General features: G+C 69.4%; 23 protein-coding genes and 1 tRNA gene. 16 read left to right on the top strand and 8 right to left on the bottom strand.

The features are described 5' to 3' along the window. Positions 1-163 precede the first annotated feature (163 nt). Positions 164-239 (top strand) — tRNA-His (locus tag AruCF_RS07505). Positions 240-343: 104 nt separating this feature from the next. Here AruCF_RS07505 and AruCF_RS07500 read toward each other — a convergent pair. Next, positions 344-1279 (bottom strand): alpha/beta fold hydrolase, encoded by a 936-nt coding sequence (locus AruCF_RS07500; RefSeq protein WP_049072837.1) that lies wholly within the window; start codon positions 1277-1279, stop codon positions 344-346. 95 nt (positions 1280-1374) lie between these two features. Between AruCF_RS07500 and AruCF_RS07495 the strand changes: the two genes are divergently transcribed. Then, positions 1375-1959, top strand: coding sequence for a CGNR zinc finger domain-containing protein (locus AruCF_RS07495; RefSeq protein ID WP_049072836.1), 585 nt, complete (start codon positions 1375-1377; stop codon positions 1957-1959). Between the two features lie 43 nt (positions 1960-2002). On the opposite strand, the gene AruCF_RS07490 is transcribed toward AruCF_RS07495, so the two are convergent. Then, positions 2003-2431, bottom strand: coding sequence for a PaaI family thioesterase (locus AruCF_RS07490; protein ID WP_049072835.1), 429 nt, complete (start codon positions 2429-2431; stop codon positions 2003-2005). A gap of 171 nt (positions 2432-2602) precedes the next feature. Here AruCF_RS07490 and AruCF_RS07485 point away from each other — a divergent pair, with 171 nt between their 5' ends. The 3 genes from AruCF_RS07485 to AruCF_RS07475 all read left to right on the top strand — a co-directional run bounded on the left by AruCF_RS07485 (position 2603) and on the right by AruCF_RS07475 (position 5620). Next, complete coding sequence (locus tag AruCF_RS07485; RefSeq protein WP_049072834.1) at positions 2603-3508, top strand: helix-turn-helix transcriptional regulator; 906 nt, start codon at positions 2603-2605, stop codon at positions 3506-3508. A 324-nt stretch (positions 3509-3832) separates the two neighbouring features. Beyond that, the gene (locus tag AruCF_RS07480; protein ID WP_144419107.1) at positions 3833-4540 is read left to right on the top strand and encodes a fumarylacetoacetate hydrolase family protein; all 708 of its coding nucleotides are present in this window, start codon (positions 3833-3835) and stop codon (positions 4538-4540) included. 207 nt (positions 4541-4747) lie between these two features. Next, positions 4748-5620: an NAD(P)-dependent oxidoreductase gene (locus tag AruCF_RS07475; RefSeq protein ID WP_049072832.1), complete on the top strand. Its 873-nt coding sequence runs from the start codon at positions 4748-4750 to the stop codon at positions 5618-5620. Between the two features lie 21 nt (positions 5621-5641). On the opposite strand, the gene AruCF_RS07470 is transcribed toward AruCF_RS07475, so the two are convergent. Both AruCF_RS07470 and AruCF_RS07465 read right to left on the bottom strand, forming a co-directional pair. Beyond that, positions 5642-6913, bottom strand: a complete 1272-nt coding sequence (locus tag AruCF_RS07470) for an MFS transporter (protein WP_054417706.1) — start codon at positions 6911-6913, stop codon at positions 5642-5644. A 155-nt stretch (positions 6914-7068) separates the two neighbouring features. Next, the gene (locus AruCF_RS07465) at positions 7069-8031 is read right to left on the bottom strand and encodes a LysR family transcriptional regulator (RefSeq protein WP_049072830.1); all 963 of its coding nucleotides are present in this window, start codon (positions 8029-8031) and stop codon (positions 7069-7071) included. Between the two features lie 141 nt (positions 8032-8172). Here AruCF_RS07465 and AruCF_RS07460 point away from each other — a divergent pair, with 141 nt between their 5' ends. The 3 genes from AruCF_RS07460 (at position 8173) to AruCF_RS07450 (ending at position 10975) form a co-directional block, all read left to right on the top strand. Beyond that, a complete protein-coding gene (locus AruCF_RS07460) occupies positions 8173-9150 on the top strand; it encodes a Bug family tripartite tricarboxylate transporter substrate binding protein (protein ID WP_049072829.1) in 978 nt (325 codons plus the stop codon). A gap of 65 nt (positions 9151-9215) precedes the next feature. Next, complete coding sequence (locus tag AruCF_RS07455; RefSeq protein WP_049072828.1) at positions 9216-10169, top strand: substrate-binding domain-containing protein; 954 nt, start codon at positions 9216-9218, stop codon at positions 10167-10169. Positions 10170-10186: 17 nt separating this feature from the next. Beyond that, positions 10187-10975 carry a deaminated glutathione amidase gene (locus AruCF_RS07450; protein WP_049072827.1) on the top strand — a complete coding sequence of 263 codons (789 nt, stop codon included), beginning with the start codon at positions 10187-10189 and terminating at the stop codon, positions 10973-10975. Positions 10976-11009: 34 nt separating this feature from the next. On the opposite strand, the gene AruCF_RS07445 is transcribed toward AruCF_RS07450, so the two are convergent. Continuing rightward, complete coding sequence (locus AruCF_RS07445; RefSeq protein WP_049072826.1) at positions 11010-11579, bottom strand: helix-turn-helix domain-containing protein; 570 nt, start codon at positions 11577-11579, stop codon at positions 11010-11012. A gap of 38 nt (positions 11580-11617) precedes the next feature. On the opposite strand from AruCF_RS07445, the gene AruCF_RS07440 reads away from it, so the two are divergent. Further along, positions 11618-12499, top strand: coding sequence for a DMT family transporter (locus AruCF_RS07440; protein WP_049072825.1), 882 nt, complete (start codon positions 11618-11620; stop codon positions 12497-12499). Positions 12500-12509: 10 nt separating this feature from the next. On the opposite strand, the gene AruCF_RS07435 is transcribed toward AruCF_RS07440, so the two are convergent. Continuing rightward, positions 12510-13166 (bottom strand): GntR family transcriptional regulator, encoded by a 657-nt coding sequence (locus AruCF_RS07435; protein WP_049072824.1) that lies wholly within the window; start codon positions 13164-13166, stop codon positions 12510-12512. Between the two features lie 216 nt (positions 13167-13382). On the opposite strand from AruCF_RS07435, the gene AruCF_RS07430 reads away from it, so the two are divergent. From AruCF_RS07430 to AruCF_RS07415, 4 genes are all read left to right on the top strand, one after another. After that, the gene (locus AruCF_RS07430; protein ID WP_049072823.1) at positions 13383-14357 is read left to right on the top strand and encodes a Bug family tripartite tricarboxylate transporter substrate binding protein; all 975 of its coding nucleotides are present in this window, start codon (positions 13383-13385) and stop codon (positions 14355-14357) included. Positions 14358-14382: 25 nt separating this feature from the next. Further along, complete coding sequence (gene ggt, locus AruCF_RS07425; RefSeq protein ID WP_049072822.1) at positions 14383-15978, top strand: gamma-glutamyltransferase; 1596 nt, start codon at positions 14383-14385, stop codon at positions 15976-15978. 108 nt (positions 15979-16086) lie between these two features. Further along, entirely contained in the window at positions 16087-17427 is a 1341-nt protein-coding gene (locus AruCF_RS07420; protein ID WP_049077631.1) for a trypsin-like peptidase domain-containing protein, read from the top strand. Between the two features lie 122 nt (positions 17428-17549). Then, positions 17550-18812 carry an arsenic transporter gene (locus AruCF_RS07415; protein ID WP_049072821.1) on the top strand — a complete coding sequence of 421 codons (1263 nt, stop codon included), beginning with the start codon at positions 17550-17552 and terminating at the stop codon, positions 18810-18812. A gap of 99 nt (positions 18813-18911) precedes the next feature. On the opposite strand, the gene AruCF_RS07410 is transcribed toward AruCF_RS07415, so the two are convergent. Beyond that, positions 18912-19457: a thioredoxin family protein gene (locus AruCF_RS07410; RefSeq protein ID WP_100508524.1), complete on the bottom strand. Its 546-nt coding sequence runs from the start codon at positions 19455-19457 to the stop codon at positions 18912-18914. A 101-nt stretch (positions 19458-19558) separates the two neighbouring features. After that, the gene (locus AruCF_RS07405; RefSeq protein ID WP_049072820.1) at positions 19559-20251 is read right to left on the bottom strand and encodes a cytochrome c biogenesis CcdA family protein; all 693 of its coding nucleotides are present in this window, start codon (positions 20249-20251) and stop codon (positions 19559-19561) included. A 182-nt stretch (positions 20252-20433) separates the two neighbouring features. Between AruCF_RS07405 and AruCF_RS29080 the strand changes: the two genes are divergently transcribed. Genes AruCF_RS29080 through AruCF_RS07395 form a run of 3 tightly spaced genes read left to right on the top strand, consistent with a single transcriptional unit; the run spans position 20434 to position 22667 of the window. Continuing rightward, positions 20434-20595: a hypothetical protein gene (locus tag AruCF_RS29080; protein WP_156524610.1), complete on the top strand. Its 162-nt coding sequence runs from the start codon at positions 20434-20436 to the stop codon at positions 20593-20595. Between the two features lie 8 nt (positions 20596-20603). Next, complete coding sequence (locus AruCF_RS07400; protein ID WP_049072819.1) at positions 20604-21341, top strand: response regulator; 738 nt, start codon at positions 20604-20606, stop codon at positions 21339-21341. Next, positions 21342-22667, top strand: coding sequence for a sensor histidine kinase (locus AruCF_RS07395; protein WP_083036593.1), 1326 nt, complete (start codon positions 21342-21344; stop codon positions 22665-22667). The last annotated feature ends 19 nt before the right edge of the window (positions 22668-22686 follow it).

Genomic DNA, 22686 nt, shown 5'->3' with positions numbered 1-22686 from the left:
CCAAGGATAGCAAGGCCGGCGGGCCTGGCAAGAGGACGGAAATGTCCTGGGTGACCCGGCCATACCCACGGTTTTACACGGCCCGAAAAAACATGCTAGAATTCGGCCTCTTTGCAGTTGAGCACGAAATGTTGTGTGCCATTTAACAGCAAGGAAACCAGTGGTGGCTGTAGCTCAGTTGGTAGAGTCCCGGATTGTGATTCCGGTTGTCGTGGGTTCGAGTCCCATCAGCCACCCCACCGAATTTTCCAGAAAACAGCCGCTCCTTGAGCGGCTGTTTTTTTTCGCCTGTTTTTTCGGCTGCGTTTTTTGGCGAACCTGGGTTGGCGAACTTGGCCCTTCGCTACTTCACATTGCCATCCAGAAACGCCCGGATCACCCCGCCGATCTCCACCCCATGCGTTTCCAGCGCCAGGTGCCCGGTGTCGTAGAACCGCACCTGCGCGCCAGGGATATCCCGCTTCCAGGCCTGGGCGCCGGCGGGCAGGAAGAACGGATCGTTCTTGCCCCACACGGCCAGCAGCGGCGGCCGATGCTCGCGGAAGTAGGCCTGGAACCGCGGATACCGCGCCACGTTGGAGGCGTAGTCCAGCAGCAGGTCGAGCTGGACCTCGGCGTTGCCGGGCCGGGACACCAGCTGGCTTTCCAGCGCGATCGCATCGGGCGCGACCAGGGTCTTGTCCGGCACGCCTTCAAGGTATTGCCAGGCGATGGAAGCCGGCGTGGCGAATTCGCGCAGCGCGTCGCGATTGGCCTGTGACGGCTCGTTCCAATAGCGCTGGATCGGCGCCCACCCCTGTCCCAATCCCTCTTCGTACGCATTGCCGTTCTGCGAAATGATGGCGGTGATGCGGGACGGCTGCGCCGCCGCGATACGCCAGCCCACCGGCGCGCCGTAGTCGAACACCTGCATGGCGAAGCGTTCCAGCTTCAGTTGGCGGGTGAACTGGTCGATGGTCCTGGCGAGCTGGTCGAACGTGTACGCATACTGGCCGCGCGCGGGCGCCTCGGTGAAGCCGAAGCCGGGCAGGTCCGGGGCGATGACGTGATACTTGACCGCGAGCATCGGAATGAGATTGCGATACATGAACGACGAGGCCGCATAGCCATGCAGCAGCAGCACCGCGGGCGCGCCGCGTTGGCCCGCCTCGCGGTAGAACACGTTCACGTCGCCCACCTGTTCGAAACGGTGCCGGACCTGCAGGTCCGCCGCCTGTCCGTCGCCCGTCTGCTCCGCTGCGCCCGACCCGCCCGCGCCCGCCACGTCTTCCGAAGCCATGATGACACTCCTTAGTAACCGTTAAATTGAATTTAAAAGGTTACTTTGATGAAAAGTAACTGGTCAATGAATTTTTTATAGGTTACATTGATCGCATGCCGGAAACCCCAAAATCCCCCAAGGCTCCGCTGTTCGTCGGCGATGACCTCGCGCTCGACTTCATCAATAGTGCGTATGGCGTCGGCGCGGCGCGCCACGACTGCTTTACCGACGATGACGCCGTGTTGGCATGGCTGCAGCTGGCCGGCGCGCAGCCCGCCGACGCCGGCGCGGCGCCTGCCGGCCTGAAGGTATTGGCCGTGAAGTTGCGCGACAACGCGCGATCACTGTTGGATGCGGCGCGCCAGCAAGGCAGCACGGATGCCGCGGTCGTCAATCATGTGCTGCAGGCCGGCCGCGCAGCGGAGGCGTTGCAGTGGGATGAGGCCACCCAGGCGTTCAAGGTGGTCAGGGTGCGCCGCCGCGACGATGCGGCGAGTTTTCTGGAACCCATCGCGCAAGCGGTGGCCAGGCTGCTGACCGACACGCCGTTGGCGCTTGTCCGGCAATGCGAGGCCCACGACTGCACACTGATGTTCCACGACAAGACGAAGTCTCATCGGCGCCGCTGGTGCAGCATGGCGCTGTGCGGCAATCGGATGAAGGTGGCGGCCTTCCGCTCGCGGCAGAAGGCGGAGTGAATGAGGGGCGGCGCGCCCAGGCGATAGGGCCGCCCCCGCCCGCTCAACCGTCCGAGGTCGGCACCGCGGCCTGGCGTACGGCGAAGACGGCGCTGGCCTTGAGCACCAGGCGCTGGTCTACCTTGAGGTGGCAAGTGGCGTAGATCAGGCGCTTGCCGCGCTTGTCGATGGTGACGTGGGCTTCGAGCCAATCGCCGGGCATGACGGCGTTGAGGTATTCGACCGACATCTGCGCGGTGACGACCGACGCCTGGCACTGGTGGGCAATGACGTAGCCGAGGGCGCTGTCGGCCAGCGTCGCGAGCAGGCCGCCATGGGCCATGCCGTGCATGTTGCCGTGGGCCGCGCCGACGCGCATGGCCAGCACGTCGTCGGCCTCGCGCCGGTAAAAACCGCCCAGGTCCGCCAGGTGACGCATGAACTGGCTGCTGGGGTGCCAGGGCGCGAAGCCGGCGGGAATGGTGTCTGTCATGAGGATGAGGGATGTCTGCTGCGCAATGTCCCACGGTAGCGCAAAGCGGGCGGCGCCCGCCAGCGCGAGTCGGCGGCGACCGGTGAGCGGACAATTTCGGCGGCGACTGGCGCCACCGTCGCGCCGGCGCTACATTCTGCCCATGCAATCGTCCGTTTCACCGCCCCGCGCATGAACCGCATCAAGACCTACGGCATGGCCGAGCGCGCGGATTATTTCGACTTCGATATCCGTGCGCAGCAGGTGCGCGAGCCGCTGGAACAGCCGCACCGGCACGAGTATTTCCAGATCCAGGTGAACCTGGAGGGCGATACGCGCCAGACCATCAGCGGCACCACGCGGCCGTTCCCGCGCGGCGGGCTGAGTTTCGTGCTGCCGTACCGCGTGCACCTGGTGCCGCATCCGCCGGGCGCGCGCTACGTCATCATCAATTTCGCCCAGCGGTTCCTGTGGCCGGAGCTGGCGGTGGATGCGCTGGACCTGGAGGATGTGCCGGTGTCGCAGGCGCCGGCGCTGGCGCCGTTCCTGTTCCAGGAATACCTGGATTTCGAGCTGGACGCGCAGGGACTGGCCGAGGCCGAGGGGTTGATCGCGCGCCTGATGGAACAGAACCGGCGACGCGGCTTCGGCTCGTCCACGGCAATCCGCGGGCTGCTGCTGCAATTGATCGGGCTGGTGTGCGGCCGCTACGAGGCCGACCTGCTGCACCTGGCGCGGCATCACGCCGGCAGCAGCCGGCGCGAAAGCGTGCGGCGGGTGCTGGCGCACATCGGCGCGCACCTGGCCGAGAACCTGACGCTGAACGATGCGGCGGCGGCGGCGTTCCTGTCGCCCAATTACCTGGCGCACCTGCTCAAGAAAGAGACCGGCAAGACCTTCACCGAGCTGGTGGCAGAGCGCCGCATGGCGCTGGCGCGCGACCTGCTGGCGCACACGGCGCGCAGCGTGGCGCAGGTGGCGCATGCGGCGGGGTTCGCGGACGAGGCGTATTTCTCGCGCCGCTTCCGCCAGCTGGAAGGCGTCAGCCCGACCGGCTACCGCGAGCGCCTGCGCGGCGGCGAGGCGCAGGCGCGATGAGGTGGAGGCGCGGGTGGGCCGATGCACTGTGAGGCCGAGGTACGGTGAGGCCTAGGCACTGTGAGGCCGATGCACAGTGAGGCCGAGGTACGGTGAAGCCGATGCACGGTGAAGCCTGGGCACGGTGAGCCCGCCGGCGGTAAGGTCGACCCGCTATGAAGCCCCCACCCTGGCGACAGCCCGCCACAAGGCGCGGAGAAGGACACGACAAGACGCGCGGCGAAATGCGCGGAATCGTCCACGGATTGCGTAATCGTCTCCAGGCGGCGCGGGCGAGGCGGACCTAAGCTGGCGGCAACCCTCGCAACCTTCAGGAGACCCGCGATGACCCAGGCCGTCCAAACCCCGTTTACCGTGGCGCAGACCACCGTGCCGATCGCCGGCAGCGCGCTGCGCTTTCCGGTGCGCCGCATCTATTGCATCGGACGCAACTACGCGGCCCACGCCATCGAGATGGGGTCGGACCCGAGCCGCGAACCGCCGTTCTTCTTCCAGAAGCCGACGGACGCGATCCAGGTGGTGCCGCCGGACACGGTGACCGACCATCCCTACCCGCCGCTGACGCAGAATTACCACTACGAGGTGGAGCTGGTGGCGGCGCTGTCCCAGGGCGGCCGCGACATTCCTCTGGACAAGGCACTGGACTGCGTCTACGGCTACGCGCTGGGACTGGACATGACGCGGCGCGACCTGCAACGCGGCATGGGCGACCAGAAGAAGCCGTGGGAGATCGGCAAGAGCTTCGACCACGCGGCGCCGATCGGCCCGATCCATCCGGTGGCCCAGACCGGTCACTACAAGGAAGGCGACATCTGGCTGGCGGTCAACGGCGAGCGCAAACAGCAGGCCACGCTGTCGCACATGATCTGGTCGGTGGCCGAGCAGATCTCGCGGCTGTCGCAGGCGTTCGAGTTGTTTCCCGGCGATCTGATCTATTCGGGCACGCCGGAGAACGTCGGCCCGGTGGTGCGCGGCGATGTGATCGTGGCGCACGTGGACGGCCTGCCGGAACTGAGCATCCGCATCGTGTGATGCGCGGCGCAGGCTGGCCCTGCCGCCCTCCCCGGCGCCAGCCTGGTCTTGGCGCCTCGCCGCCCGGCATGCGGCGGGGCGCCGTAAGGCCGTCCGGCAAGGGATCGCGGCGCCGCGCCCCACGGCGGTGCGGCGTCCGGGTCCTCGCGGATCTGAGAGTAAGATTTATGCCATAACAAACAGCCCGTGTGGCAGGAGCAGTGGAAGATGGCAAAAATCGGTATGGTGGGCATCGGCCTGATGGGCCATGGCATCGCAAGCAATCTGGTCAAGCATGGTCACGCGCTGACGGTGCTGGAACATCCGGGCAACCAGCCGCTGGACGCGCTGAAGGCGGCGGGCGCCACCAGTTGCGCCGACGGCGCGACGCTGGCGGCGCAGTCCGACGTGATCATCCTGTGCGTCACGGGCAGTCCGCAGGTCGAGGCGGTGCTGCTGTCGCCCGGCGGCGTGCTGGAAGGCCTGCGGCCCGGCACGGTGATCATCGACTGCTCGACGGCGATCCCCTCCTCCACCGTCAAGGTGGCCGAGGCCGTCACCGAGAAGGGCGGCCGGTTCCTCGACGCCCCCATGACGCGCACGCCGAAGGAAGCCGCCGAAGGCCGCCTGAACCTGCTGGTGGGCGGCGACAAGTCCCTGTTCGAGGAATGCAAACCGATCCTGGCGTGCTTTGCCGAGAATATCGCGCACGCCGGTCCGGTGGGCGCGGGCCACCGCATGAAGCTGCTGCACAACTACGTGTCGCTGGGCGCGATCGCGCTGCTGTCGGAAGCGGCCGCCTGCGCGCTGCGCGCCGACATCGACCCGGCGGTGTTCGCCGAGGTGCTGACCAAGGGCGGCGGCGGCGGCGTGGCGCTGGAGCGCCTCAAGCCGTATCTGCTGGAACAGGACCCGTCGTCGCTGCGCTTTTTCATGTCGAATGCGCAGAAGGATCTTTCCTACTACAACACCATGGCGGCCGAGACTGGCGCGGTGCGCGAGATCGGCGCGGCCGTGCTGCACACCTATGACCAGGCGGTCAGCCAGGGCGGCGGCGAGCGCTACGTGCCCGAGCTGGTGTCGCTGCTGAAGGACCGCTGAGCCGGATGGCGCGGCGCGGGCTCAACGCCCGCCCGCCGCCATCGCCGGCACGGCGCGCAAGGCGCCGCGCCGCGGCAGTTGCAGGGAAATGGCCGCGGCCAGCAGCAGCAAGGCGCCGGCCGCGCCGAACGCCACCCAATGGGTATGGAAGGTCTCGAAGGCCCAGCCGCCCAACCATGAACTGATCATGCCGCCGACCTGGTGGCCCAGGTAGGTCAGCCCGTACAGCACGCCCACCAGGCGCACGCCGTAGACGTCGGCCAGGATGGCCGACGACAGCGCGATGCTGCCGGCCCAGACCACGCCGCCGATGGTGGCGGCGGCATACAGTTCCCAATGCGCGCCGACCATCACCAGCGCGAAGAATCCCAGCCCGCGCACCAGATAGATGACGGCCAGGATGTTGCGCCGCTCGACCTGATCCGACATGCGGCCCAGCACCAGCGTGCTGAAGATCGCCACCAGGCCGATCAGGCCGATGCCCAGCGAGCTGGTGGTGGCGTCAAAGCCATGGTCCATCAGCATCGGCATGCCGTGGGTGCCCAGCAGGTTCATGCTGAAGCCACAGGCGAACAGGCCCAGCGCCACCTGCCAGAATGGCAGCGTGCGCACGGCGTCCTTGACGCGCGGCTCGGGGCCCTTGGCGGCGGGCCTGGCGCCGGATTTCTTTTCCACGATCTGGTGCGGCAACAGGTCGGTGTGCTCGGGCGCCTGGTCGCGCATCACGAACAGCGCCATCGGCACGGTCAGCAGCGCGAACAGCACGGCGAATGCCAGCAGGGTTTCTTGCCAGCCGACAGCGCCGATGGCGAAAGTGAGCGTGGGCGTCATCAGGGCGATGCCCGCCATGGACCCGGTGGACAGGAAGAACAGCGCCATGCCGCGCTGGCGCGTGAACCAGCGGCTGATGACGGGAGTGAGCGCCACCGGGCTGGTGAAGGCCAGACCGATCGACAGGGCCACGCCGAAGGCCAGCAGGAATTCGATGGGGCCGCGCGCGAATACGGTCCAGATCGACGAGGCCACCACGATGGCGGTGCCGGTGAGCAGCACGAAGCGGGTGCCGCGGGTGCTGACCAGGTAGCCGGCCAGCGGCATGCCCAGACCGTAGCAAAGCATGCCGACCGCCACGATGCCCGACAGCAGGCTGCGCGAGAAACCCAGGCCGTCGGCCATGGGCAGGAAAAACGGGCCAATGCCCATGCGCAGGCCCACCGTGAGCAGCGTCAGCACGGTGGCCGCCCCGACAATGTTCCAGCCGAAATACCAGCCGCCCGATGCTTGCTTCTCCACTTGCCTGTCTCCTTGTGTGTTCTTGTCGCGCCGGGGCGCTTCGGTACACGGGCATCGGGGATGCGAGGAGACGGAAGCCGGCCGCCGGACGCGCCATATTACTCCCGGCTATATGCGGGCGACGGAGCGGCGATGAAATCCTGTCCGGTGAGCGGTCAGGCGGCGCGCGGCTTGCGACGGCGCGGCCTGGGCGCGCTGTCAGCGGGCGCGGCAACCAGCGTCTCGACCTGGCGCAGCTTTTCGGCCGCGACGGCGCGCAGGTGCCGGATCAGCAGTTGCGCGGCCGGCGACGGCGGGCGCGCCTTGGGGTAGATCAGGCCATATTGCAGCGGCGTTTCCGGCTCGAAGCGGCGGATCTGCGCGCCCAGGTGGATCTGCGACAGGGCCGACAGCGGGTCGCTCAGGGCCGCGCCGCAACCGCGCACCGCCAACTGGCAGGCGATGAAGCCAAACGAGACATCGAACTGCGCATCGGGCTCGTAGCCGGCCTGGGCGAAGGCGCGCGCATAGCGGTGATGCAAGGCGCCGCGCTGCGGCAGGCCGATGAAGCGGCCCTGGCCCAGGATCCGAGGGGTGATGACGGCCTGCGCGGCGCGCGGGTCCGCGCCGCTGAGGACGGCGACGGCGCGCGATTCGGCCAGGATCTCGGTGGTCAGCAGCGGATGCTCGACCGGCAGTTGCGCCAGCGCCAGGTCGAATTGCTGCTGGCTGATCCAGGCATCGACATTGGGCGGCATGCGCGCGTTGATGGTGACGCCGAAGGCATTGTCCTCTTGCACCGCGCCGGCCACGGCGTCGACCAGAAGGCCCTCGATCAGGTGCTGGGCCACCAGCACGTTGACGTGGGTGCGGCTCTTGCGCCGGGCGCCGCGGGCGTATTCGCGCACGGCGTCGCCGGCCCGCAGCATCTCGTCGATGCGCTGGTAGAAGCCCTGTCCCTGTTCGGTCAGCGATAGCCGCCGCCCTTCCTTCAGCAGCAGCGGAAAGCCGGCCTCGTCCTCCAGCATGGCCAGCAGCCGGCTGACCTGCGACGGGCTGCGATGAATGCGCAAGGACGCTTCGGCGATGCTGCCGCCTTCGACGAAGGCGCGCAGCGCCTCCAGGGCCATGAAGTTCATGGCGGGCCTCCAGACAGTTGTGCGTTATGCAAGTATCACGCCGAATTTCGACATTGACGCATATTAGCCCCCCTGCCGACAATGGCCTTGCCGATGGCGCCCGACGCTGGCGCCCGGCCCAGAACAGCAAGGGGAAAATCCATGAACGCAATCCACCGCCTGGCCGCCGCCGCCACGCTCGGCCTGGCCCTGGCCGGCCCGGCCCAGGCGCAGGACGCCTATCCGTCCAAACCCATCAAGGTCATCGTGCACACGCTGCCGGGCGCGTCGTCCGACGTGCTGGCGCGCGCCGTCAGCAAGACGATGGGCGAGCAGTTGGGGCAGTCCTTCGTGGTCGAGAACCGCTCGGGCGCCGGCGGCGCCATCGGCGTGGACGCCGTGGCCAAGGCGGCGCCGGACGGCTATACGCTGCTGGCCGGCGCCTCCAGCGCCATGGTGATGCTGCCTATCGTGCTGAGCCGCAAGCTGCCGTATGACGAGAACAAGGACTTCGCGCCCATCGGCGTGATCTCGCGCTCGCCGTTCGTGCTGGTGGCCAGCAAGGCCTCGGGCATCCGCAGCGTGCAGGACCTGATCGCGCGCGCCAAGGCCGAGCCGGGCAAGCTGACCTACGGCAGCGCCGGCCCCGGCACCAACCCGCACCTGCTGGGCGAGCTGCTGAGCCAGCTGGCCGGCATCGAACTGTCGCACATTCCGTACAAGGGGCCGGCCGCCGCCGAGTCCGACCTGATCGGCGGCACCATCGACATCCTGTTCGATACGCCGTCCTCGGCGCTGCCGTACGTGAAGGCCGGCAAGACCGTGGCCATTGCCGCCACCAGCGACAAGCGCGTGGCCGACGCGCCCGAGGTGCCGACGGTGGCCGAGCTGGGCTATCCGAGCCTGACGCTGTACGGCTGGACCGCGCTGTACGCGCCGGCCGCCACGCCGCCCGCGGCGTTGGCCAAGCTGCGCGAAGCGCTGCGCCAGGCGCTCAGGACGCCCGCGCTGCGCGAGTTCATCCTGAACTCGGGCAACGACATCCTGGACCTGTACGGCGACGACCTGCTCAAGATGCAGGTCGGCATGCAGGACTTCTGGCGCGACGTCGTCAAGGCGCGCGGCATCCGCCTGGACTAGGCGCGGGCCGGCCCTCCCCCTTCCCTCCCCCCAACGCGGCCGTCCGGCCGCGAGGACACCTTTCCATGAGCATCAAGATCCGACTCGCCGTGCGCGACTGGGACTACATCGTCCCGCTCGCCCTGGGCGATGTGACCGCCCGCGACATCGACCTGGAGATCCACCGGGTCGGCGCCCTGCCCGACGACCTGGCCAGCGACCCGCGCTTCGACGCCGGTGAAATGTCGATGAGCCGCTATTGCCTGGGCCGCGCCCGGGGCCGCGACGACATCGTCGGCGTGCCGCACTTCCTGATGCGCGGCTTTCGCCATCGTTGCATCATCACCGCGCGCGACAGCGGCATCACGCGGCTGGACCAGTTGGCCGGCGCCCGCATCGGCATGACCGGCTGGCAGGACTCCGGCAATACCTGGACCCGCGCCCTGCTGCGGCGCGAGGGCATCGGCGTGGAGGACGCGGTCTGGAAGGTGGGACGCCTGACCGGCGCGCACCCGATCACCGACCGGCTGGGCGGCTTCGGCCGGCCCGGCGTGATCGAGGCGGTGGCCGACGAGCGCCCGCTGGTGGACCTGCTGCGCGCCGGCGAACTGGAGGCGGTGTTCACGCCCTTCATGCCGGACGGCTTCTTCGACGCCGGATCGGACCTGCGCCAGCTGCTGCCCTCTTGCCGCGCCAGCGAGGTCGACTACTTCCGTCAGGTCGGCTACGTGCCGGGCATCCACCTGCTGGGGCTCAAGCCGGCGCTGGCCAACGCCCATCCCTGGGCGGCGCAGGCGCTGAGCGAGGCGCTGGACGCATCAGCCGCGCTGTGGCTGGACAAGCGCCGAAAGTATGCCGACACCACGCCGTGGATCCTGGACGAACTGATCCAGACCTCGCGCGACCTGCCCGAGGCCTGGAACCGCAACGGCCTGGAACCAAACCTGAAGATGATCGGCGACTTCGCCGCCGAGCTGCACGCCCAGCAACTCGCCGACCGCGTCATGACGCCGACCGAGCTGTTTCCGCACGCGCACTGAACACCGAGGAATCCATTATGAAAATCGCCATGGGGCAATTCGCCGTCCGCCCGGTCTGGGAAGACAACGCCCGCGTCTGCCTGGACCTGATGCGCCGCGCTGCCGAGGCCGGCGCCGACCTGTTGGTGCTGCCCGAGGGCATCCTGGCGCGCGACATCGCCGACCCCGACCTGGTGCGGCGCGCCGCCCAGCCGCTGGACGGCCCGTTCATGACGCAGTTGCAGGCGCTGTCGCGCGGGCTGGACCTGACGGTCATCATGACCGTGCACACGCCCGCGGCGGGCGAGCGCGTCTGGAACACGCAGGTGGCGCTGCGCCGCGGCGAGATCGTGGCGCAGTACCGCAAGCTGCACCTGTACGACGCGTTCTCGATGCAGGAGTCGGTCAACGTGGTGCCGGGCGACGAGGTGCCGCCGCTGGTGCCGGTAGCTGGCATGCGGGTCGGCATGATGACCTGCTACGACCTGCGCTTTCCGGAGCTGGCGCGCCGCCTGGCGCTGGATGGCGCCGACGTGCTGGTGGTGCCGTCGGCCTGGGTCAAGGGACCGCTCAAGGAAGCGCACTGGTCGGTGCTGAGCACGGCGCGGGCGCTGGAGAACACCTGCTATGTGGCGGCGGTGGGCGAATGCGGCCCGCGCAACATCGGCGCCAGCCTGGTGGTGGATCCGCTGGGCGTGGCGATCGCGCAGGCGGGCGAACAGGAGGCGCTGGTGTTCGCCGACCTGGATCCGGCGCGCATCGCGCATGCGCGCGACGTGCTGCCGGTGCTGAAGAACCGCCGCTTCGCGCGGCCCGAACTGGCCTGACCCGCCGGTTGGCGTGCCACCGCCCGGCGGCGGGCTATCTCAACACATTGCGCACGAAGCGCAGCGGCGCGTCGGCGTCGTTGCGATAGGAATACGGCTGGGCGCTGCTGTAGATGGCGAAGTCGTTGGCCCGCACCTGCTGCACGGCGCCCGAAAGCTCCAGCAGCAGCGTGCCCTCGATGACGTAGATCATCTCGTGCCAGCCTTCCGGGTCGGGCTCGGCCACGTAGGTCTCGCCCGGTCCCAGCGACCAGATCCACAGCTGCGCCTCGCAACTGGCGGGCGCCGCGCCCAGCAGCACGGCCTGGCTGCCGGGGCGCTTGCCGCGCCAGGCGCGGGCCTCGATGCGGCGCCGTTCGCGCGCCGGATCGCTGACCAGGTCGACAAACCCCACATCCAGCGCCTGCGCCAGCTTGTCCAGGCTGGACAGGCTGATGTTGGCGTTGCCCGCTTCCAGGCCGGCGATCATGCGGCGGCTGATGCCGGAGGCGTCGGCCAGCGCCGACTGGCTCAGGCCGGCCAGCTTGCGCAGGCGTTTCAGATTGGCCCCCACGTGCGTGAGGACATCACTGTCGGAATTGGTAATGTGCAGTATATTGCTCAAATTAGTGACACCTGAAGTCCGCCGTGAAATCCGAATCGATGTTTGCCCTGTCGCGCCAGGAAATCGCCCTGGTGCTGGTCACCATGCTGTGGGGAAGCACTTTCCTCATTATCCATATCGCCATGCAGCATAGCGGACCGCTGTTCTTCGTGGGCGTGCGGTTCACCCTGGCGGGGGTGGGGTCGATGCTGCTGTTCCGCCGGCACATGGCGGGGCTGACGCGGCGCGAGACCGGGGCGGGGGTGGCGATCGGCTGCGCCCTGTTCCTGGGGTATTACCTGCAGACCTACGGCCTGCGCACCATCACCAGCAGCCAGTCGGCCTTCATCACCGCGCTGTACGTGCCGATCGTGCCGTTGCTGCAATGGGCGGTGCTCAAGCGCCCGCCGGGCCTGATGAGCTGGGTCGGCGTGGGGCTGGCGTTCACCGGGCTGGTGCTGTTGGCCGGGCCCGAGGCGGGCACGCTGCATTTCAGTCCGGGCGAGGTCGCGACGCTGGCGGGCGCGGCGGCGATTGCCGCCGAGATCATTCTGATCGGCCATTTCGCCAGCTCGGTGGACAGCCGCCGTGTCACGGCGGTGCAGTTGCTGACCGCGGGGCTGGTGTCGTTCGCGCTGATGCCGCTGCTGGGCGAGGCCGTGCCGGCGTTCTCGTGGCGATGGGCCGGCGGGGCGATCGGGCTGGGCCTGGCCAGCGCGGTGATCCAGTTGACCATGAATTGGGCGCAGAAGTCGGTGTCGCCGACCCGCGCCACGGTGATCTATGCCGGCGAGCCGGTGTGGGGTGGCATCGTCGGCCGGCTGGCCGGGGAACGCCTGCCGGGCGTGGCGCTGGTGGGCGCGGCGCTGATCGTGGCCGGGGTCCTGGCCAGCGAGATCAAGTTCAAGCGCAAACCGAAGCCGCTGCCGCGCGAGGCCTGACCGCCGGACCTCAGTTTGCCCGTTCGAGGAAGGCCTGCAACGCCGGCACCGTGTTCAGCACGTGCTGGCGCATCGCCGCCTCGCAGCGGTCGGCGTCGCCGGTGAGCAGCGCGTCGATCAGTTCCTGGTGCGATTCGCGCACCCGCAGCACGCGTCCCGGCTGGGCGGCCCACAGGCGCATGTAGGGCTCGACCACCGAGTGCAGTTCGGAAATCTGCCGCAACAGGCGCGGCTGCTGGCAGAAACTGCAAAGGTATTCGTGGAAGTCGCGATGGGCGCTGGTCCAGTCCAGGTAATCGCCGGAGCCCTGTTCGAGCTGGTCCAGCATGTTGGCCAGGCGGCGGATGTGTTCGGCGCTCATGTGACGCACGGCGTTGCGCACGGCCAGCCCTTCGAGCACCGAGCGCATTTCGAAGACTTCGCGCATTTCCTGCTGGTTCAGGCCGCGCACCACGGCGCCGCGATTGGCGCGGATCTCGACCAGGCCCTCGGAGGCGAGCCGGCGCAGCGCGCCGCGCACCGGCATGCGGCTGGTGCCGATCTCGCTGGCGATGACCTCGGGCACCAGGCGGTGGCCGGGCGGGTAGTTGCCCAGCCTGATTTCGCGCTGCAGGTGCTGGTAGGCCTCTTCTTCGGCGCTGACGGCTGTCTTCTGAAACTGCAGCATTCTCGTCCCCGGGGTTTTCAAAGCCGCCATGATAGATAAACGCAAAAATAACACAAATTGGATCCAGTGATCCATGGATGCAAATACCTATATTCGGATCGCCGGCGCTCGCGTCAAATCCGTGACTGGCGCGCCGACCTTGCGCGTCCGCCGGGACCGCAACGGGCGACAGACCCGCCTGGCGCTCCATCGATACAACGCATTCAAGGGGAATCCATGCCTTTCCGTCTCATCCGCGCCCTGGCGGGCGCCGCCGCCGTGGCCTTCGCCGCGCAAGCCGGCGCCCAGGCCACCGATTGGCCGCAGCATCCGGTGCGCATCGTGGTGCCGTTCCAGGCTGGTTCGGCCACCGACCTGATTTCGCGCCAGCTGGGCGCGGCGCTGTCGACCGAACTGGGCCAGCCCTTCGTGGTGGAGGCCCGCCCGGGCGCCGCCGCCGCGATCGGCAGCGCCTCGGTGGCGCGCTCGGCGCCCGATGGCTACACACTGCTGATGGGCGGCCCGGCCGCCGTCGTCACCAACCGCTTCCTGCAAAAGCGCCTGGCCTACGATCCGGACAAGTTCGAGCTGGTGTCGATGGTGGCGTATACGCCCAACATCCTGCTGGCCAATCCGCAGCAGCCGTTCAAGACCCTGCCCGAGATGATCGCGTACGCCCGCGCCAACCCCGGCAAGCTGACCTACGCCTCGTTCGGCACCGGCACCACCTCGCACATGGCGGGCGAAATGCTCAAGTCGGTGGCCGGCATCGACATCCTGCACGTGCCCTACAAGGGCGCCGGCGAAGCGATTCCGGCGCTGCTGAGCGGCCAGGTGACGATGTACTTCGACACCATCATGACCGGCCTGCCGCAGGTCAAGAGCGGCGCGCTGCTGGCGCTGGGCATGTCCAATTCGCAGCGCTCGTCGCTGGCGCCGGACATCCCCACCATCGCCGAGCAGGGCTATGCCGGCTACGACATCGCCCCCTGGTACGGGCTGGTGGCGCCGGAAGGCACGCCCGCGCCGATCCTGGACAAGCTGAACCGCGCCGTCAACAAGGTGCTGGCCGATCCCGCCTTGCGCGGTAAGCTGGCCGAAGCCGGCGCCGAGCCGCGTGGCGGCAGCCGCGAGGAATTCGCCGCCTTCATCAAGGCCGAGATTCCGCGCACCAAGCAGCTGATCGACCAGGCCGGCATCACCCCGCAGTAATTTTCCACAGAGTCTCCACGCCACCATGTCTTCTTCCTTCGATTGGTCTTTTCCGTACGCTTCCCGAAAAATGCCGGTGCTGGCCGCCAATGCGGTCGCGACCAGCCAGCCGCTGGCGGCGCAGGCCGGGCTGCGCATGCTGCTGGCCGGCGGCAACGCCGTGGACAGCGCCATCGCCACCGCCATCGCGCTGACCGTGGTCGAGCCCGTGATGAACGGCATCGGCGGCGACATGTTCGCGCTGGTGTGGCACGAAGGAAGACTGCATGGCCTGAACTCCAGCGGCTGCTCGCCGGCGGCGTGGACGCCGGCGTACTTCGCCGGCCGCGAGGCGATGCCGGGCACCGGCTGGGGCACGGTCACCGTGCCCGGCCAGGTGGCGGGCTGGAAGGCGCTGTCGGACCGCTTCGGCAAGCTGCCGTTCGCGCAGTTGTTCGAGCCCGCCATCGCCTACGCCGAGAACGGCTTCGCGGTCAGCCCGACGATCGCGCGCCAATGGGCCAACCAGGCGTCCAAGCTGGCGCAGGAGCCGGGCTTCGCGCAGGCCTTCCTGCCGCAAGGCCGCGCGCCGCAGGCGGGTGAATGGTGGCGCTTTCCGGACCAGGCGCGCACCCTGCGCGAGATCGCCGAAAGCGGCGGCGACAGCTTCTACCGCGGCGCGCTGGCCAACAGGATCGCCGATTTCGCCGCCCGCACCGGCGGCGCGCTGAGCGCGGCCGACCTGGACCAGCATCGCCCCGAGTGGGTCGAGCCGATCTCGCAATCGTTCCGCGGCTACCAACTGCATGAAATCCCGCCCAGCGGCCAGGGCATCTCGGCGCTGATGGCGCTGGGCATGCTGGAACAGTTCGACCTGGAATCGATGGGCCGCGACAGCGCCGATTACTACCACGTCAGCATCGAGGCCATGAAGCTGGCCTTCGCCGACCTGCATCACCACGTGGCCGACCCGCGCCACATGCGCACCGACGCCCGCGCCCTGCTCGACCCGGCCTATCTGGCCGAGCGCGCGCGGCTGATCTCGATGGATCGCGCCGCCGTGCCGGTGGCCGGCACGCCCGCCACCGGCGGCACGGTCTATCTGACCGCCGCCGACGCGGCCGGCACCATGGTGTCGTTCATCCAGTCCAACTACCACGGCTTCGGTTCGGGCGTGGTGGTGCCGGGCACCGGCATCAGCCTGCACAACCGCGGCCTGAACTTCGTGCTGACGCCCGGCCACGTCAATCAGGTGGCGCCGCGCAAGAAGCCGATGCACACCATCATCCCGGCCTTCGTCACCCGCGGCGGCGAGCCGGTGATGTCGTTCGGCGTGATGGGCGGCTCGATGCAGGCGCAGGGCCACCTGCAGATGATGACGCGGCTGGCGGCCTTCGGCCAGAATCCCCAGGCCATGAGCGACGCGCCGCGTTTCCGCGTGGAAAAGGGTCCGGTGGTGAACGTCGAATCGCACCTGCCCGCCGACGTGGTCGACGTGCTGCGCCAGCGCGGCCACAACGTGGCGGTGGCGCCGGTCGACAGCCTGGAGTTCGGTTCGGCGCAACTGATCCGCCGGCTGCCCCAGGGCGGCTATGTGGCGGCGTCCGATTCCCGCCGCGACGGTCAGGCGGTCGGCTTCTAGGCGCGCCGGGCGCGGCGGCGGAACACGCCGCCGGAAAGGGGCTTGATCGGTCATATGGGCGACGCCGGGCGCGGCGATACTGCCGTGCAGACTCAGCAAGGCCCCCCCATGAACCGAATCCTGTCCGCCGCGGCCCTGGCCGCCTCCCTGGCAATCCTGTCCGCCCTGCCCTGCCGCGCGCTGGCCGCGCTGCCGATGGCCGTGGACGGCCAGCCGTTGCCCTCGCTGGCGCCGATGCTCGAACGCGTGACGCCGGCGGTGGTCAACATTTCCGCCCAGGGCGACGGCGGGCAGGCGCCCGCCTTCGGCCCGGCCCGCGCCGGCGGACGCCAGAGCATCGGCTCGGGCGTGATCGTCGACGCGGCCCAGGGCAACATCCTGACCAATCACCATGTGGTGCGCGGCGCCACCTCCATCCGCGTGTCGCTGCAGGACGGCCGCAGCTTCACCGCGACGGTGGTCGGCAGCGATCCGGACACCGACCTGGCGGTGCTGCGCATTCCGCCCGACCGGCTGCAGGCCCTGACCCTGTCCGATTCCAGCGACTTGCGGGTGGGCGATTTCGTGGTCGCCATCGGCGACCCCTACGGCCTGGGGCAATCGGCCTCGTCGGGCATTGTGTCGGCGCTGGAGCGTTCCAGCCTGCGCGCGGCCGGCTACCAGAACTTCATCCAGACCGACGCCTCCATCAATCCGGGCAACTCGGGCGGCGCGCTGGTCAACCTGAACGGCGAGCTGGTCGGCATCAACACCATGATCTACACGCCCTCGGGCGGCAACGTCGGCATCGGTTTCGCGATTCCGTCGAACCTGGCGGGCGAGGTCATGCGCCAGCTGCTGCAGCACGGCCAGGTGCAGCGCGGCGGCCTGGGGCTGGACACCATCGACGTCACGCCCCGCAACGCGCGCCAGCTGGGCATGGCGCCCAACGCCACGGGGGTGGTGGTGGCGCGCGTGGCGGACGGCTCGCCGGCGCAACAGGCGGGGGTGCAGGCACGCGACCTGATCGTGGCGCTGGATGGCAAGGCGATCGGCAGCAGCGCCCAACTGCGCAACGCCGAGGGCCTGCTGCCGGTGGGCAAGCAGGTGCGGCTGACGCTGTCGCGCGGCGGCCAGCGCTCGGAGGTGACGCTGCGCATCGAACCCGAGAAAAACGAGCGGCTGCACGGCGGTTCGCTGGATGCGCGCCTGAACGGCGTGGAATTCGCCGAGATCGGCCGCGAACAGCGCCTGAAGGGCAACGATGGCGTGGCGGTCAGCGCCACCTATCCCGAGCGCGGCGCGGTGGCGGCGCGGATGCAGCGCGGCGACGTCATCATCGGCGTCAACCAGCGCCCGGTCAGCCGGCTGGCCGACCTGCGCGGCCTGCTGGCCGGCGCCGCGCCAGGGCAGCCGCTGCTGCTGACGCTGGTGCGCGGCCGGGCGATGTATACCTTGCAGATCCAGTAGGCGCGTCGAACCGGTCGCCCGGACGGCGGCGGCACGGGCGCCTGACCGCTCGCCCCGCCGGGCCCGCGGCGCGCCGAACCGGCGATAATGCTTCCCGCCCTGGATTCTCGCCGTCGCCGCCCATGTCCTTTCCCGCTCCCTCCCTCGCCCTCTGGGGCATTTCCGCCCTGGCGATCGTCGGCATCCTGCTGCGCCCCTGGAAGCTGCCCGAATACGTCTGGGCCGGCGGCGCCGCGCTGCTGCTGACGGCGACCGGGCTGATCCCGTGGCAGGCGGCGCTGGGCGCGGTCGGCAAGGGGCTGGACGTGTACCTGTTCCTGATCGGCATGATGGTGCTGGCCGAGCTGGCGCGCCAGCAGGGGCTGTTCGACTGGCTGGCGATGGTGGCGGCGCGCCATGCGCGCGGGTCGGCGCGGCGGCTGTTCGACCTGGTGTTCCTGGTGGGTATCCTGGTCACCGTCTTCCTGTCGAACGACGCCACCGCCGTGGTGCTGACACCGGCGGTGTACGCCGCGGCGCGGGCCGCCGGCGCGCGGCCGCTGCCCTACCTGTTCATCTGCGCATTCATCGCCAACGCCGCCAGCTTCGTGCTGCCGATCTCCAACCCCGCCAACCTGGTGGTGTACGGCAGCCAGATGCCGCCGCTGCTGGACTGGCTGCAACGCTTCACGCTGCCGTCGCTGGCGGCCATCGGCCTGACCTATCTGGCCCTGCGCTTCAGCCAGCGCGAGGCGCTGCGCCAGCCGCTGCGCACCGACATCGTGCCGCAACCGCTGGCCGCGGGCGCGCGCCTGACCGGCATCGGCATCCTGCTGACGGCGGCGGTGCTGATGCTGGCCTCGGCGCTGCACGCAGACCTGGGCCTGCCGACCTTCATCGCCGGGCTGGCCACCGCCGGCCTGATCCACCTGAAGCAGCGGCTCAGTCCGCTGCCGGTGCTGCGCCACGTGGCCTGGGGCGTGCTGCCGATGGTGGCCGGCCTGTTCGTGCTGGTCGAGGGCCTGGCGCTCAGCGGCGCCATCGACGCGCTGGCGCGGGCGTTGCTGCGGCTGGCAGGCGACTCGGCCGGCGGCGCGCTGTGGGGCGCGGGCATCGTGGCGGCATTGGCCAGCAATGTCATCAACAACCTGCCGGCCGGGCTGATCGCCGGCTCGGTCGGCCAGATCGCCGACCTGCCGGCGCAGACCGCCGGCGCGCTGCTGATCGGCGTGGACCTGGGCCCCAACCTGTCGATCACCGGTTCGCTGGCGACGCTGCTGTGGCTGATCGCCGTGCGGCGCGAGGGCCAGCACGTCGGCGCGCTGCGCTTTCTCAAGCTGGGCGCGTGGGTGATGCCGCCGGCGCTGCTGGGCGCGCTGCTGATGCTGGCGCTGGCCGGCGGCTGACAGCGCGCGGCGGCGCCGCGCGCCGCTCCCGCGTGCCCTCGCCCGCCCTCTGGCGTACCCAGCGGCGCTCCGTCGCGAGGGCGGCGCCGCGCGCAGGGCTCAAGACTGGGGCTGCGCCAGCAGCCGCTGGATCTCGGCCTCGGTCTCGGCATAGCGCCCCTCGCCGAAGTGGCGGTAGACGATGTTGCCGCCCTTGTCGATCAGGTAGAACGCGGGCCAGTACTGGTTGCGGTAGGCGTCCCAGGTCTTGTACTGGTTGTCCTGCGCCACCGGATATTCGATGCCGAAACGCTTGATGGCGTCCGCCACGTTCCGGGTGGTGCGCTCGAACGGGAATTCCGGCGTGTGCACGCCGACCACGACCAGGCCCTGGTCCTTGTATTTCTGGTTCCACTGCTTCACGTACGGCAGGGTATTGATGCAATTGATGCAGGTGTAGGTCCAGAAATCGACCAACACGACCTTGCCGCGCAGGCCGGCCAGGGTAAGCGGCTCGCTGTTGAGCCAGGTCTGGATGCCGGTGAATTCCGGCGCGGGAGCCGGCGCGGGCGCGGCGGCGTGCGCGGCAGCGCCGACCAGCAGGCCGGCCAGGACCAGTTTGGCGGAGATGAGGGCCCGGCGGGCCGGCAGGCGGATGGATGGCATGGTGCGCTCCTTCAGGTTGCGTGTAAGCGGGTCACGGAAAGCGGTTACGGAAAGGCGGTTACGGAAAAGCGAGTCAGGCAAGGCCGGGTTGGAACGACGGCTCAGGAAAACAGGCGGCTGATCCAGGCATAGGCCAGCACGTCGTACTGGAAATGGATGGCGACGGCCGAAGCCACCAGCAGCACGCCAAAGGCGCGCTGCAGGCGCACGGCGTGGTGGGCGATGGCGCCGACCCGGCGCGCGGCAAAGCCGCCGCCGTAGGCGATGGCCAGCATCGGGATGCCCGCGCCCAGCCCGTAGACGAGCAACAGCAGGCTGGAATGGGCCAGGTTGTCGGCGCGCGCGGCCAGGATCAGGATCGAGGCCAGCACCGGGCCGGCGCAGGGGGTCCAGACGGCGCCCAGCGACATGCCCAGCAGGAAGCCGCCGGCATTGCCCGAACCGCCTTTGTCGCCCAGGCCGATCACGCCTTGCAGCGGACCGCTCAAGCGCGCCGCGAGCCAGTCGTAGGGCCGCGGCCAGATGCGCGCCAGGCCGAACAGCGCCAGCGCCGCCACCGACACCGAACGCACCGCCTCGTGGGCCGACTCGACCGCGCCCGACAACAGGCTGAGCGCGATGCCCAGCCCGGAAAACGCCGCCACGAAGCCCAGCACAATGAACAGGGGACGCAGCCGGCCGCCGCGCTCGACCGCGCTGCCCAGCAGGATGGGCAGCAGCGGCAGCACGCAGGGCGAGGCCACCGTCAGCATGCCGGCGGCCAGGGCAAGGGGGGTGTCGATGAAGGTGGTCATGGCGCGGCGGTCCGTTTGTGTCTCGATGACCGAATTGGACGCGCGCCGGGTATCCGTCCTGTGCCCGGAAAGCGGGTTTTTACCCGGCTTTTGTATCGTGTCCGGCCCCGCATACACTACGACACACTTGGCGGCGCGGGCGGCGCTATAACCTGCCGGACACCCGTTGCCGGAGCCCGCGCATGAACACCGTTCCCCTTCCCCGCCCCCGCCTTTCCTGGCGGCGCCTGCTGGCCGTGCTGGCGCTGCTGGCCGGCGGCCTGGGCGCCGAAGCCGTGCAGCCCGGCCCCTGCCAGCTGATCGTCAACAGCCAGGCGCGCCGCCGCGCGCTGCCCGCTGAGTAGAATGCGCCATGGACAATCCAGACCACATCCTGATCGTCGACGACGACCGCGAGATCCGCGAACTGGCCGGCAACTTCCTCAAGAAGAACGGCCTGAACGTCACCCTGGCCGCCGACGGCCGACAGATGCGCACGCTGCTCGAAACGCTGACCGTCGACCTGATCGTGCTGGACATCATGATGCCCGGCGACGACGGCCTGGTGCTGTGCCGCGAACTGCGCGCCGGCAAGCACCGGCGCACCCCGATCCTGCTGCTGACCGCGCGCGACGAGGACATGGACCGCGTGCTGGGACTGGAGATGGGCGCCGACGACTACCTGGTCAAGCCGTTCGTGGCGCGCGAGCTGCTGGCGCGGATCAAGGCGATCCTGCGCCGCACCCGCATGCTGCCGCCCAACTTCCAGGTCACCGAGCCGGGCCGCGCCGTGCGTTTCGGCGACTGGACGCTGGACACCACCGCGCGCCACCTGGTCGACGCCGAAGGCACCATCGTGTCGCTCAGCGGCGCCGAATACCGGCTGCTGCGGGTGTTCCTGGACCACCCGCAGCGGGTGCTGAACCGCGACCAGCTGCTGAACCTGACGCAGGGCCGCGACGCCGATTTCTTCGGCCGCTCGATCGACCTGCTGGTCAGCCGACTGCGCCAGCGGCTGCGCGAGGACGCGCGCGAGCCGATGTACATCAAGACCGTGCGCAGCGAAGGCTATGTGTTCGCCGCGCAGGTCGACGTGTCCGAGGCGACGTAGATGGCCACGCTGGTTCCGGCGCTGCGCCGCTGGCCGCGCACCCTGGCGAGCCGGCTGTTCCTGATCTTCCTGGTGGGCCTGGTGCTGGCGCACGGGCTGTCGTTCGGGCTGCAATTCTACGAACGCTATCAATCGGCCAAGAGCGTCATGCTCGACAACCTGGAGCGCGACGTGGTGGTGGCGCTGGCGATCCTGAACCGCCTGCCGGCCGACGAACGCGCGGCCTGGCTGCCGCGCCTGAGCGGCAACAACCGTCAATACCTGCTCGGCCCCGGCGACATCGACCGCCCGCTGCAAACGCCCGCCGCCGAAGCGGTGCGCGACTCGATCCAGGTGGCGCTCGGCAACGCCTATCCGCTGGCGTTCGGCACCGTCGGCGACGATCCCAAGCACATCCAGGCGCGCGCCACGCTGGCCGATGGCCAGGCGGTCACGCTCGACATCCACATGACCGTGATGCCGCTGGCGATGTGGCTGCCGGTGGTGCTGCTGGCGCAACTGGCGCTGCTGATCCTGTGCGCCTGGCTGGCGGTGCGGCTGGCGATCCGCCCGCTGACGCGGCTGGCCGGCGCGGCCGATGCGATGAGCCCCGACCGCCGCAGCCCGCGCCTGGCCGAGGACGGGCCGGCCGAAGTGGCGCAGGCCTCGGCCGCCTTCAACGCCATGCAGGACCGCATCGCCGCGCACCTGGCCGAACGCATGCAGATCCTGGGCGCGCTTTCGCACGACCTGCAGACGCCGATCACGCGCATGAAGCTGCGCTCGGAATTCATGGACGATTCGGCCGACCGCGACAAGCTGGCGCATGACCTGCAAGAGGTCGAACAATTGGTGCGCGACGGCCTGGCCTACGCGCGCAGCGCCGGCGCGGCCACCGAGCCGCCGGCGCGCATCGACCTGGACGCGTTCCTGGACAGCCTGGTGTGCGACTACACCGACATCGGCAAGCCGGTGACGCTGCAAGGACACTGCCCCGGTCCCTGGCAGACACGCCCGCGCGCGCTGCGGCGCATCCTCGGCAACCTGATCGACAACGCGCTGAAATTCGGCGGCGCCGCCGAGGTCGAGGTCGGCGCGGCCGACGATGGCCGCGGCGTGTCGATCCGCGTGCTGGACCGCGGTCCCGGCATTCCCGAGCAGGAATTGCAGGCGGTGCTGCAGCCGTTCTACCGGCTGGAAGGCTCGCGCAACCGCGACAGCGGCGGCACCGGCCTGGGGCTGGCCATCGCACGGCAACTGGCCGATGTGATCGACGGCGAACTGCACCTGCGCAACCGCGAGGGCGGCGGGCTGGAGGCGCAAGTGCTGTTGCGGCCCGGCGCCTGAGCCCGGGCGCCGGACGGCG

This window comes from Achromobacter ruhlandii, from assembly GCF_002082135.1.
In the GTDB taxonomy this organism is placed as follows: domain Bacteria; phylum Pseudomonadota; class Gammaproteobacteria; order Burkholderiales; family Burkholderiaceae_B; genus Achromobacter; species Achromobacter ruhlandii.
The sequence above is the reverse complement of the archived record's forward strand: the minus strand, read 5'-3'. Positions and strand labels throughout refer to the sequence as shown.